The sequence below is a fragment of the Bartonella sp. AA56HLJMS genome (genome assembly GCF_042197145.1).
GTDB lineage: Bacteria > Pseudomonadota > Alphaproteobacteria > Rhizobiales > Rhizobiaceae > Bartonella.
This window is the reverse complement of the sequence record NZ_JBHIRL010000001.1, coordinates 61,284-74,326: the sequence shown is the minus strand read 5'-3', so window position 1 is coordinate 74,326 and position 13,043 is coordinate 61,284. Positions and strand designations below refer to the sequence as shown.

The 13,043-nt window shown below is 36.1% G+C and carries 8 protein-coding genes and 1 tRNA gene; 5 read left to right on the top strand and 4 right to left on the bottom strand.

Annotated elements, in window-relative coordinates:
* Positions 1–464: 464 nt before the first annotated feature.
* From ACFINI_RS00295 to ACFINI_RS00285, 3 genes are all read right to left on the bottom strand, one after another.
* A complete protein-coding gene (locus ACFINI_RS00295; RefSeq protein ID WP_375611310.1) occupies positions 465–1,526 on the bottom strand; it encodes a CobW family GTP-binding protein in 1,062 nt (353 codons plus the stop codon).
* 405 nt (positions 1,527–1,931) lie between these two features.
* On the bottom strand, positions 1,932–3,029 hold the full coding sequence (locus ACFINI_RS00290; protein WP_375611309.1) for a D-alanyl-D-alanine carboxypeptidase family protein: 1,098 nt from the start codon (positions 3,027–3,029) through the stop codon (positions 1,932–1,934).
* A 692-nt stretch (positions 3,030–3,721) separates the two neighbouring features.
* Positions 3,722–4,528: a lysophospholipid acyltransferase family protein gene (locus tag ACFINI_RS00285; RefSeq protein ID WP_375611308.1), complete on the bottom strand. Its 807-nt coding sequence runs from the start codon at positions 4,526–4,528 to the stop codon at positions 3,722–3,724.
* Between the two features lie 128 nt (positions 4,529–4,656).
* Between ACFINI_RS00285 and thiD the strand changes: the two genes are divergently transcribed.
* The gene (gene thiD / locus ACFINI_RS00280; protein ID WP_375645332.1) at positions 4,657–5,511 is read left to right on the top strand and encodes a bifunctional hydroxymethylpyrimidine kinase/phosphomethylpyrimidine kinase; all 855 of its coding nucleotides are present in this window, start codon (positions 4,657–4,659) and stop codon (positions 5,509–5,511) included.
* 1,696 nt (positions 5,512–7,207) lie between these two features.
* Here the strand turns inward: thiD and ACFINI_RS00275 are convergent.
* Positions 7,208–7,282: transfer RNA gene (locus ACFINI_RS00275), tRNA-Gly, on the bottom strand.
* A gap of 186 nt (positions 7,283–7,468) precedes the next feature.
* Here ACFINI_RS00275 and ACFINI_RS00270 point away from each other — a divergent pair.
* From ACFINI_RS00270 to holA, 4 genes are all read left to right on the top strand, one after another.
* Positions 7,469–8,446 carry an ABC transporter substrate-binding protein gene (locus ACFINI_RS00270; RefSeq protein ID WP_375645329.1) on the top strand — a complete coding sequence of 326 codons (978 nt, stop codon included), beginning with the start codon at positions 7,469–7,471 and terminating at the stop codon, positions 8,444–8,446.
* Positions 8,447–8,509: 63 nt separating this feature from the next.
* Positions 8,510–9,406, top strand: coding sequence for an ABC transporter permease (locus ACFINI_RS00265; protein WP_375645326.1), 897 nt, complete (start codon positions 8,510–8,512; stop codon positions 9,404–9,406).
* Complete coding sequence (locus ACFINI_RS00260; RefSeq protein WP_375645323.1) at positions 9,399–10,193, top strand: ABC transporter ATP-binding protein; 795 nt, start codon at positions 9,399–9,401, stop codon at positions 10,191–10,193. The genes ACFINI_RS00265 and ACFINI_RS00260 overlap by 8 nt, the downstream gene beginning before the upstream one ends.
* Before the next feature lie 4 nt (positions 10,194–10,197).
* Positions 10,198–11,238 carry a DNA polymerase III subunit delta gene (holA, locus tag ACFINI_RS00255; protein WP_375612211.1) on the top strand — a complete coding sequence of 347 codons (1,041 nt, stop codon included), beginning with the start codon at positions 10,198–10,200 and terminating at the stop codon, positions 11,236–11,238.
* Positions 11,239–13,043: the final 1,805 nt, after the last annotated feature.

Sequence of the window (13,043 nt, the reverse complement as noted above, 5' to 3'; positions counted from 1 at the left end):
ATAGAGTTGAGCAGAATATTTTAGAACCAAGAATTTGGTCAATCTGTCTGTGAAATGAATCACATGAAGTGGTTTGCAGATGAAGCGCATTTAGAGAGAAAACAATCTGTTTGCAGATTGATGGATATTAAATTTTTTATCATAACAATTTTATTTATAATGATAATTTAGTGTTATTCAAGTTAAATTAGAACCCTGAATACCGTAAGATTCTCTCATTTCAAAGCCGTTCCATGTTGAATAAATTAAAACCATTTTCTTGCACGTTACAAGCAGGGATAACCGCGTGGGTGAAACTGTGCAAGAAAGACTAAAATGCTTTTTACAAACCGTCTAAAATACCAAGGGCTTGTTTCAACATTGGGAATTAGCAAAGTGTGTAATGGTGCCGGTTTGCTTCTTTAAAAGCATAAAGATGGTGGTGCCAATGAATTTAATATTATATCATTGAAGGGGAGAAAAAATTAAAATTTTATTCCTGGAATGACCAGAGGATTTTCTAAGAGAGCTGTTTTGTCTGCAGTATCTATTGCTGGTTTATTAAAAAAAGCATTGAGGAGCTTTTGTATTGCGTCTTTTTCAACACCATCGGCAATGATGACAAAACGTGTTTGTTTTATTCCTTTTGGCCATGCCGGCAATCTTATGGGAGGATGAAAAAATGTTTGTACGCCATGTAATACAAGTGGGCGATAAGGGTCATCACGCAATGCGATAATTGCTTTAATACGTAATAATTTTGTACCATAACGCTCTTGTAGGAGATCTAAAAAAGCTTCAATTGTGGCGTAATCAACAGGACCCTCACAGTTTAGTGAAAAGGTACGAATGGTTTTATGGGGGGTATGATCATGTGGGGTAGTCGTAAGATTTTGTTTAAGTTTTGTATTTTCTACTTTTTCATCCCATAATGTGTTATTTATTAATAGATTTGAACAGAAATCTTTAGAATGGGCGTCAATGATTTGTGCTGTAGGATTCATTGTTTTAAGTGTGCTAAGGAGTGCATCTGAAAGCGTTTGTGGGTCTCTAAGATCTGTTTTGGTGAGAATGATTTTATCAGCAAATATTAATTGTTTATATATTTCAGGATAGCGCTTACATATGGAAAGTGGACTTAATGTATCAAATGTTGCAAGAACAGCATTTATGGACAATGTTTGAATAAACAATGGGTGGCTTAAAAGTATTTGTAAAATAGGGGCGGGATCAGCCATCCCTGTGGTTTCAATGATAATATGATGGAGTTGTTTGATCTGTCCTGTCTGAACGCGATTTATTAAATCAATTAATGTGTCGATGAGATCACTGCGTAAATTACAGCATAAGCAACCATTGGCAAGCTCAATAATTCCTTCTGTCGTTTTTTCAACCAGAAGGTGGTCAATACTGATTTCGCCGAATTCATTGATGATAACAGCACATTCTGTTAGAAGAGGGTCTTGTAGCATACGGTTGAGCAAAGTTGTTTTGCCAGAGCCTAAAAAACCCGTAATAAGCGTGAGAGGGATGCGCTTTATTTTCATGTTAATCATCAATCATAGTTTTGTTTTTAAAAAATATATCTCAGTATGTCTAAGCAATTTATAATGATGTCCGTGAGGGATATAATGGTTAATCCCCCATGAAATCCATTGTACTACTATCTTTACGCTTATAAAGGTAGGTGCACGTGGGTATATTATACACTTTTAGCGTCAATGTTATGATAATTCTTGGTTCTTGAAAGGACTTATAGGAAGGATTTTTATTCCTTGTTTTAATTATTTTATCTACATGTTCATCCACCTTGTGGCGCGCAAGAGACTGGTTTTATTGATTCAACAAATACAGATTTGAAATGAGAGAATCTTACAATACTTGTGGTTTTGACATAAGGTACAAAATAATTAATTATCATTATAAATCAAAGTATTATAATTAATTGTAGATTATGATTTATGGCTTTTTATAGAATGGTTTGCGTGCCTTTTATACGGAATATAGGGTTTTCTTAGTGGTTTTACTGTCATTTTAGGTGTTTGTGGCGTACGAATGAGGTGTACTGATAAAGGATGAGAAAAAGAAGGTGGAGCAGTGATAAAAGGTGAGGTGAGAATAATATTTCCTTGATCATCATATGAATTTGCATGCATTTTTATGGCTTCAGGTGTGCATGTTTGTTGTCTCATATTGTTGGCTTGTGTTATGTTGCTCCCATAAGGTTTTAATGTTGCTAGTGTTAATTGGGGGCTTCCTTGGTGCAAAAATCCTATTTCAAGAAGTTGTGCAGCTTTTTCTTCTCTTTCACTTATGTTGTTAGCACCTAGAATGACAGCAATAATTGTACGTTTATTGCGGGTGGCTGAGGCAACAAGATTAAAACCAGAGGCACAAATAAAGCCTGTTTTCATACCGTCTATCCCATAAAAACGGCCAATGAGGTTGTTTGAGTTATGTTGGATTTTTCGATTATTACCAAAATCAATGGCTGGAATAGAAAAATAATGAGCATATTGTGGAAATTCTCGACGTATTTGAACGGCTAAAAGAGCAATATCGCGTGCCGTGGAGTAGTTTTGAGGATCTGGTAAACCACTTGCGTTCGCAAAATGGGTGCCAAACATGCCTAAACGTTTAGCTTCGCTATTCATTTTACGTACAAAATCTTTCTGTGAACCCGCAACAGCTTCACTCATGGCAATGGCTAAATCATTGGTAGATTTAACCATGGTGATACTTAAGGCTGTATCAAGTGTGAGTACAGAACCAGCTTTATAGCCTGAACGATATGAGGGAGCTTTTGCGGCGTATTCGCTGATGGTGATATGTTTGTTTGGTGAAACTTCCCCTCGGCTCATGGCACGAAAAATAACATAAGCGGTCATTAATTTTGTCAAGGAAGCAGGATACCAACGCTCAAAAGCTTGATTATGTTTTAAGATACGCCTCGTTGTAACATCAACAGAAATAAAAGGCTGCGCTAGAGCAACAGCGCTGGATAAACTCAAAATCACAGAAAAAAATAAATTATAGAAGAGACGTCGCATTAATTTAAATCTAGTTCCCTCTTATTCGTTATTTAGAATTGTTTTAATGTAGCACACAAAGCATTTAAGTCTAGGATAGGAAGGAAAGATGGTTAATTGCTGTATCCGTTGTGTCTGTGGGATAAAAACCAATTCTCATTTTTATTTTCCCCTTGAATTTGGTTTGATGACTTAAGTATCTCAAGAAATACTTTTTAAATAATGAAGATTGTACAAGATTTCAGGTTCTTGGAGGGATTGAATTTCTCAGAAAGGAATGAATCTGCATAATCATGCATTTTTCTTGCTCTCCTGTTAGGATAGCCCTTGGCACTTGAGACGGTTCGTAAAAAGCATTTTAATCTTTTCTTGTATCGTTTTATTCACACAGATATCCCCGCTTGTAATGTGTAAGAAAATGATTCTAATTGATTCAACCTAGAATAGATTTGAAATGAGAAAATCTTACGGTGTTCAGGGTTCTCATTCAAGTTGAATAACGCTAAAACATCCTTATAAATCAATGAGATGTATGTTATTTAAATGATTTTAAAGAGAGGAAGAATTCTTTTTCAAAAAAATTTACACATTGATCATTTCTTATCATGTACAAGTGTTTTACAATTTTAAATTAGAAAGTTTGAAGTATCTTTCTTATATTTTTGTTCCCTATACTCCGCTCAATATACAAAGTTATGCATTATTCTTATCAATCAGTGCATTGTTTCATGTTGATTTAGTTTTTGAAGTTTCTGAACAGCGTATGGTGGCATAGGAGGAGGGGTAGGGTCTTGAGCTGCTAAGAGAAGCAGTTCATCACACGCTTTTTCAGTTTTTTGGACAAGTTGATCTAGAAAATCACGTTTGCTTAAACCAGCCTCTATCGGGGGAAGAATACGGACACGAATTGTTCCGGGATAGCGGCGAAAATTATTGCGTGGCCAATATAAACCCGCATTATGTGCAATAGGAACAACTTGAAGTCCTAATTCATTATAGAGCGCGACAATTCCTGACTTATAATCTGGTTCTTGACCGGGTTGTCGGCGTGTTCCTTCGGGAAAAATCAAGATTTGGCGCCCTTGTTTTACTTTCTCTTTTGCTTTTTGTATAATCATTTTTAAGGCTTTGATGGGTGTTGTGCGGTTAATGGGGATAATTTGCGTTTTTGCCATATACCAGCCAAACAATGGAATCCACATCAATTCACGTTTTAAAATGAGAGTGGGATCATCAAAATAAGGAACAAGACTGAAAGTTTCCCAAGCCGATTGATGCTTTGGAGCAATGATATAGGGTCCTTTGGGAAGATTTTCTAAACCTTCAATCTCATAACTTGTGCCTGCGATGTATTTTTGCAAAAAGAGTGTAACGCGCGCCCATGTTTTAGGGACAATCCATGCCTTTTTGCGGGGCATTAAAAAATAAACGGGAGCGTAAAGAATCATTTGTATGAAAGTTGATGTATAAAAAGCGAACGTAAAAAGAATAGAACGAAGGATAAGCACTACATTTTCCATTTTATATCTATAAGAAGATTTCGTATATAATATAATTCACGTGAGAAAACATCTTCTTTATATTTTTTCAAGCATCTATTTTTCGGTAACTCATTTTCCGATATTTAAAAACAGAAGGAAAGAGGTTGATGGAATTACAAAAAGATAAACTTTTTATTCCACGGATTTTATCTATTGCGGGAACAGATCCTTCTGGTGGCGCTGGAATGCAGGCGGATTTGAAGGTTTTTTCAGCTATGAAAACTTATGGTATGAGTGTGGTTACAGCTGTTGTTGCACAAAATACTCAGGGTGTGCGTTCTTTTCAGGCATTAGATGCTTCTTTTGTTGCAGATCAAATTGATTCTGTTTTTGAGGATATTCATGTTGATGCCGTTAAAATTGGTATGGTTGCAAATGCTCAGATTGCACAGGTTATTGCAGAACGTCTTGCTTATCATAAAGCGCGTTTCATTGTTTTTGATCCGGTTATGGTTGCAAAAAGTGGTGATGTTCTTTTAAAGTCTAATGCAATTGAAATTATGCGTGATGTTCTTGTGCCGATGTCAACTTTGATCACGCCAAATTTGCCTGAAGCTGCATTGTTATTGGGATGTGAAGTGCAATGGTCTTTAGAGACTATGTATCAATATGCTCCACGACTCTTGGCGCTAGGGTGTCATGCAGTTTTGTTAAAAGGGGGACATTTGAATACGCTGACCAAAAATAGTACAGAAAATTACGATTGTTCTAGCCCAGATCTTTATTGTGATTGTGAAAACCTTTTTATACTTGAAGCTTCTCGTCTTTCAACCACTCATGATCATGGGACAGGGTGTACCATTTCTGCTGCCATTGCAGCTCTGTTACCTACTCAACCTTTGGATTGCGCTGTTAAACAAGCAAAAGATTATTTGCATGGCGCTTTAACTGCCTCAGATGCTTTAAAAGTAGGGAAAGGGCGAGGGCCGCTTCATCATTTTTATGCATTATGGAAAGATTAATACAACGGTTGATAGTGAAAAATCTTCACTCTATGAATTTGTTTCGTCATTATATGATGTTTTGGACTTGTGACTGATAAGTGTTAGCGCATTGTAGCTTAACAGTTATTTTGTATTAAGAAGGATAAGAAAAAATGTTATAATTTGTTTCTTTTATATATTTTTTACGATTAATCTATCCTGTTTCAGAGGCAATTTTGAGTATAAAAAAGAGAGCAAGGAATTGTAAAATCAGGATTTGATAGCAAAAAGAGTAGAGGGAAAAACCTTTTACAAGGGGATATTAAAACTGGCGGATCCACTATATTCGCTGTTTCTTATATTGGTGGCAAAACAGGATGAGCCAAAATCGTCATCAAAATTATTATATATCTAACATTTACATAGTTTTTGTCGGCATGGATGGGGTTTTCTAAATAGAAATTGATACTTCCTGATGGAATTATCAATGATCTTTCAGGTGATGTGGTAAATTTTTTTCGGATATTACAACGTCATTATCCTTTTTTATGGAACTGCTTTATGAAATTATTGGCGTTTCAGATGAGTAGCCATGAGGAGTTTCAACATTTAATACAGCAAGATCTAGAAACTTTTACGAATTTAGAGCGGACTTTAAGGTTTTTATATTTATAGTGATTAAGTTTTAGCGAGAAGGTAGTCGATTGCACAATCGGAGTTTCAATAGGCCTGTAGCATATGGTTTAATCTTTTCAAAATTGAATTTTCATTCTGTTGTTTAGCAGAGGCTACCATTAAATATTTAAAATGGTCTGATTTTATTGTGCGCTATGATGGTTTCAATACTTTATGTTACCTTATCTTGATTTGAAGTTATGCTCCTCATGTAAAATAGAATGCATTTATATTGTTAATTCACATGTCTATTTTAAAGAGATTTCTCTCAAAGTGTGTCATATCCATTTTATAATAACGTTCGTGAATGGTCTAAAGCCTCTATGAAGTGTATAAAGCTATTATGCTTCCCATTTTTACGTTTTCAAGGTGAAAGGGGTACTCCCCTATACTATTTTAGCTCCCAATTTTGCGATAATCTTTGGTATTTCAGAGTGTTCAGAAGAAGAGTTTTTATTCCTTTCTTCAAGTGAATTTTATTGATGCCTCAATTTTTCCTGTTATGCATGAGCAGATGATTGTGAGTGATTTTAATGTATAGAGATTTGAAATGAGATAATCCTATGATATTTTAGACGCTTGCTCAATATGAATAATTATAAATTATCTTTATAAACCAAGTTATTAATTTATTTTTGTATTGAAGATTATTCTGGATAAGAATTTGTTCAAGAAAGAGGATTATCAAATGATGTGCCAGAAATCCCAAAAACTTAATTTACTCTAAATAATAGGTGAAAACAGTTATTTCGTTTGAAAATAATTACAATTAGCGTGAGAGATTTTTCATCATCGACTGCGATATAGAAAAAGAAACAATACACATAAAAGACCTTTAAATGATCTTTGAAAGGTCTTTGAAGACCCTTTGAGAACCCCTTAAAAACTCTTTGAAAAAAATAAATTGGTACAAAACCTAGTGGCAAAATATACAAAAACCGCTGGCAAGCTACACTAGTGGCAAATTATACAAAACCTGCTGGAAAGCTACATACATACAGCTACAACAACCGATGACAAGCTATAACTCCACACAAGAACGAATAAATACAAAATTCAATGGAGCGGGCGATGGGATTCGAACCCACGACCCCAACCTTGGCAAGGTTGTGCTCTACCCCTGAGCTACACCCGCTTACCGATTCGATATATGTCTTGTCTGTATGGCGTAGGCTTCTACGAATTGCAACAAAAAAATATCATTTTAGTTTGATTTATTTTGTCCATGTTTAAATAAAATGAAATAAAGATTGATTTTAGAAAATTCTTCAGTAATAAATTATTCCTTTTTTAATTTTTGCATGGAGAGGGGTGGAATATAATGTTGAAGAGAATAAATATATTAGGGATTATCATTGCAACTGTTTTTATGATGAACAGTGTTGCAAAGGCCGATGACCAAGTTAAACACGTTAAAGTTGCAATAACGCAAATTATGGTCCATCCTGCTGCGGATGCTGTTCGTAAAGGTGTGGAAGATGTGCTTGCAGCAAATGGTTATAAGCAAGGTGAAAATTTTCAACTTACCTTTTTATCAGCGCAGGGTAATATTTCAACAGCAACGCAAATTGCACGTAAATTTGTTGGTGATAAACCCGATGTTATTGTAGCAATTACCACGCCTTCAGCACAAACGATGTTTGCGGCAACAAAAACAATTCCTATCGTCTTTGCAGCGATTTCTGATCCTATCGGAGCTAAAATAGTTTCTTCGCTTACCAAACCTGGCGGTAATGTAACAGGGAGTTCGGATCGTATAGATGTTGCAGAAAGTGTTAGACTTTTACAAGAAGTAAAACCAGATTTGAAAAAAATTGGTTATCTTTATAATGCTTCTGAGGCAAATTCTGTTTCGACACTTAAAACGTTAAAGGATGTAGCAAAAAAAGCTGGAATTGAAATTATTCCCTCATCGGCACCAAAGCCTTCAGATGTGCAGGCAGCAGCACGCGCTTTAATCGGTAAGGTCGATATTATTTTTGTTCCTGCTGATAATACGATTTTATCTGTTTTAGAAGGTGCAATAAAGGTCTCAGAGGAAGCCAATATGCCTGTATTTACTGTTGATGCTAATACTATCGGGCGCGGGCCTTTTATGACGCAAGGTGTGAATTTCTATGATGTAGGGGTTGATGCTGGGAAATTGGTTGTGCGTATTCTAAAGGGTGAAAAGCCTGGTGATATTGATGTTGTGCAGGCGGCTAATAATGACATTCGAATTGATTTGAAAGCAGCCCAAAAAGCAGGGATTATTATTCCGCAGGCAGTTATTGACCGTGCAACAAAAGTGATTCAATAACTTTTATTGATAGAGTGTTGATACAATAAAAATACGTTAAGTTTTCATGGGGATTGTCTTTACATGAATATATTTGCGTTTTCTGGTGCTGTGGAATTAGGCCTTATTTATGCGTTTGTTGCTATAGGGGTTTATCTTTCATTTCGGGTTTTAGATTTTCCTGATTTAACGGTTGATGGATCGTTTCTTCTTGGATCCTGTGTCTGTGGTGTTTTGATTCTCTTGGGTTTCAATGCATGGACAGCTATGGCATGCGCTTTTTGTGCAGGTATGGTGGCTGGTTTATTAACAGCTATGTTGAATTTGCGTTTTGGCATTTTGAATCTTTTAGCTTCTATTTTAACAATGTCGGCACTTTATACGGTTAATCTTCGTATTATGGGAATTATGGGAGGGTCTAATGTTAATTTAGCTCTTGCTGATACGGCGTTAACGCCCTTTTATAATCTGTTTGGTTTGTCTGATATTTTTGTGCGTCCTCTTTTCGTTGGTATTGTGTTGCTCGTTATGGCGTTTTTGATTTGGCGCTTTTTGGAAAGTGAAATTGGTCTTGCTATGCGTGCAATGGGAGCTAATCCACGCATGGCGACGGCGCAAGGTGTTCATACATCAGCATTGATATATTTTGGAATGGGGCTTTCCAATGCGTGTGTGGCACTTGGTGGTTCTCTTTATATTCAAACTGCGATTGCAACAGATATTACCGGTGGAATTGGAACAATTGTTTTTGGATTGGCAGCCGTGATTATCGGTGAAACTCTCGTTCGTACGCGCAATATTTTTTGGATTATAATCAGCTGTATTGTAGGGTCTGTGCTTTATCGTGTGGCGGTGCAATTTGCATTTGAAGCAAATGGCATTGGTATTGATACGTCGACAGATCTTCAGTTGATTACTTCACTGTTGGTTATTTTAACCCTTATTGTGCCACGCTATTGGAGGAGGCATAAACGTGATTGAGTTTTTTCATGTTGGGGTCACATTTAAACCGCAAACACCTTTGGAAAAACAGGCTTTAATTGATATTAACCTGAAAATTGATCAGGGTAGTTTTGTTACGGTTATTGGTTCAAATGGTGCTGGTAAATCAACTTTGCTCAGTGTTTTAGCGGGTGCAACGCTTCCTTCAACAGGGAAAGTGGTTATCAATGGACAAAATGTTTCTAGGCAATCAGTCAGTGAACGCGCTGGAAAAATTGCTTGTGTTTTTCAAGATTCGTTAGAGGGAAGTTGTGGTTCTTTAACAATTGAAGAAAATTTGGCTCTTGCTGCTCTTCGAGGAAGTCGTCGTGGTTTGCTTGCGGCGTTAAATTATGAGAAACGGCAATTTTTTCGAGAGAAAATTGCTCAATTAGGCATTGGTCTTGAAGCATATATTCATAATCCTATGGATAGTTTATCAGGTGGGCAACGCCAAGCAGTTTGTCTTGTGATGGCAACATTAGCACATGCGGATGTTTTATTGCTTGATGAACATACCTCAGCGCTTGATCCTGGAATGGCTGATTTTGTGATGCGGTTGACTGAAAAAATCGTTGAAGAGAAAAAATTAACGACTATCATGGTGACTCATTCTATGCGTCAGGCTCTTGATTATGGCGATCGCACCTTGATGTTGCATGGTGGAAAAGTGATTTTGGATGTCTGTCATGAAGAGCGTAAGGGCTTGGATGTCAATGATTTAATTGGCATGTTTCAGAAAGTTCGCGGGGAAGTTCTTGATGATGATGAACTGTTAATGGATTAATAGTGTGGCTCAGAAAAAAGCACATGAAGTTGATCAGTTTCTAATGCGTTTTTCACGTGCTTTTCCTATTGTTCTCATTTATGGGCCAGATCGTGGTCTTATTTGTGAGCGTGCACAATGTTTTGCAAAACTTACACGGGTAGCAATAGAAGATCCATTTTCGACAATTCGTTTGGATGCTGCTGAAATTGATAAAGATCCTGCACGTTTAGAAAATGAAGCGCGTACGTTATCGCTTTTTGGGGGAGATCGTTTGATATGGATCTCTAATGCTGCTAACCAAAAAGGTTTTCTTGCTGCCTTAAAACTTTTAATTGAGAAGCCACCAGAAGCTTGTTTTATTCTCATTGAGGCAGGGGATTTAAAAAAAGGAACAGGGTTGCGCAATGCTGTTGAAACAGCATCAAAAGCGATGGCTTTGCCCTGTTTTGCCGATGATATGCGTTCTCTTGACGGTTTGATTGATGAGGTTTTAGGACAGTTTAAGAAGACTCTTTCTTTAGATGCACGTAGATGGTTGCATGAATGTTTAGGGGCGGATCGCCTTGTATCACGAGGTGAATTAGAAAAGCTTTGTCTTTACGCTGCAAATGTTCATATTACTCTTGAAGATGTGAAAGCTGTTGTAAGCGATGTCAGTGCTCTTTCTCAGGATGAAGTCATTGATGCTCTTTTATTGGGCGATATATCAGGCTTTGAAGCGCATTTTAACCGACATGCAGCAGTGCAGGGGGCACTTTTTTTAATTTTGAGTACAGCTCAAAGGCATTTTCAGCAATTACAGCTATTGCGTTATCAGGTAGAGGTTGAAGGAAAATCGTCTTTTACGGTGGTTTCTGAAGCTCGTCCTCCCATTTTTTTTCAACGGAAAAAGGTCGTTGAACAAGCTTTAAAATATTGGAAATTAGAACAAATTTCTTATGCAATGGAAAGAATTCAGAGTGCTGTTTTAGACAGTCGTAAAAATCCACTTTTGAGCGAAGCTATCATTCGTCAAGTTTTGTTAGGGCTTACAATTATTGCACGACGCCAGATGGCAGCTTAACAGCCTAGAAATATAATGATTTTTTATTTTTGGTATACCACAGAGGCATTTTCAGTAATTAAAACTGTTATGCTATCAAGTAGAGGTTGATGGAACTTGTATTTTTGAGGATGCATTTTAGGAGCTTGAAAGCTTGATAGAAATTTTTCTTCAAAAGAAATAGTTTATTTTCAAAAGGCCATTTTGAAACAGTTTTATTATTTTGTTGTGTCGTAAAATACTGTTTTTAGGGTAGTGATACGAGGCCCATATCAAATTTTATGTGTTCGATGTTTTTTTGTGTGGGTATTTGGTGAATATTAGGTTGGTTCATAGAGTCTTAATGGAGTAACACCCCCATGTAAAACAGAGTATCTCAAACAACAGAAGACACTTGTATGGTAGATTCATACGCTTTCTTAGAAATATTTTTCAATGCGCGTCATATCTATTTCGCGGCGGTGTTTATGAATGGTGTAGAAGTAAAGTTCCTTGTGAAGAATATAAAATCCATAGAGCAACTCTATCTTTATGCTTAATAAAAGCGCAAGTCGACACTCATTATATACTTTGCTAGCCTCTAATGTTACTACAGTTTTTAGCATTAGAGAGCGTTTTTCATCATTTTTTCTCACATGTCTTCTTGTGACGTGTAGCCAAGAGATTTTAATTGATAAGAGGGTTTGTGATGGAAGAATTTTACAGTATTCGAAGTTATGATTCAAATTGAAAAAAAGTATTATTTTTATAAATCAATGTATTATAGATTAATTGAATCACTTAAAATAGTGAGCCAGAGGAATCTTTTAGACAAGAAAATGAATTGTTTGCAGATCAGTATGAATTAAGAATCTTCATGGGATGAGAAGAAAGTCAAAATAGATTATGATGAAAACCACAGCACCTATGGGGAAACTTTTATGTTTGATACAGAGATGATTATCTTAGCAATGAATGTGTCTCATAAACAGAGCTAGTCATCGTTTATTATTAATAATTTATTATTTTTCATATTAAATCAATCAGAACAATGTCTTTTGCACGTCATAAGTGGGGGGCGTGTGGATAAAAACTGTACAAGAAAGCACTAAAAATGCCTCTTATGAATGCTCTCAAATTCCAAGGTTTTTTGCAACATTGGGGGCAGGAAAATATAATGATAGTGTTTTATTAAGTGTAAAGAGGGTCGTGCTTAATGGATTTATAGTTATAACATTTACGAACATTGTCGTGAGATAGGCTGGGGAGCGAGATGCCTTTTTAAAACAAACGCATGAATTTGTAATCCAAATCTATTCTGTTGAGGGCGTTCTATTTTACGCGAGGGTTGTGATTCCATTAAAGGGATGTTCAGTGTTTTTGTTATCAAACTTTTTCTTTATTGAGAGGGCGTGTTTTTCTCATATTTATTTGATTTATGGTATCCGGAATCGGGAGAGGAAAATGTTTTTAATGGTATCTTTTGGTATGCGTTGTTTTACGGTGTTTTCAATATTCGCGAAACTCATGTTGATGTTGTAGGTGGAGGCGTAATACGTTTTTATATAGGTCTAATGTACAAATTAATGAACGTATCGGGATAATTGGAGAAGAGTTAGTGTCCGCTTACGCTTTTGATGTGTTTTTTTGTGAGTAAATTAGTAAGATAAAGTAAACTGATGAGATTTTATGTAGAGTCGTTGTTATCCTAATTGAGAGTGCATTTTATTTTGTTTCGGTGATGCGCTTTGATCAGTAATTAAGAGGGAGGTTTAGAGCGTGATGTTAGATTTCTCGTCATTTATTTTTTATGTGTTTTCTAGGTAAAGTGATCTGTTGTCAGCTTG

Bases quoted from the DNA above. Each gene is read 5' to 3' on its own strand.
- ACFINI_RS00295 (WP_375611310.1), bottom strand. From the start codon at position 1,526: ATGAAAATAAAGCGCATCCCTCTCACGCTTATTACGGGTTTTTTAGGC.
- ACFINI_RS00285 (WP_375611308.1), bottom strand. From the start codon at position 4,528: ATGGAAAATGTAGTGCTTATCCTTCGTTCTATTCTTTTTACGTTCGCT.
- ACFINI_RS00270 (WP_375645329.1), top strand. From the start codon at position 7,469: ATGTTGAAGAGAATAAATATATTAGGGATTATCATTGCAACTGTTTTT.
- thiD (WP_375645332.1), top strand. From the start codon at position 4,657: ATGGAATTACAAAAAGATAAACTTTTTATTCCACGGATTTTATCTATT.
- ACFINI_RS00290 (WP_375611309.1), bottom strand. From the start codon at position 3,029: ATGCGACGTCTCTTCTATAATTTATTTTTTTCTGTGATTTTGAGTTTA.
- ACFINI_RS00265 (WP_375645326.1), top strand. From the start codon at position 8,510: ATGAATATATTTGCGTTTTCTGGTGCTGTGGAATTAGGCCTTATTTAT.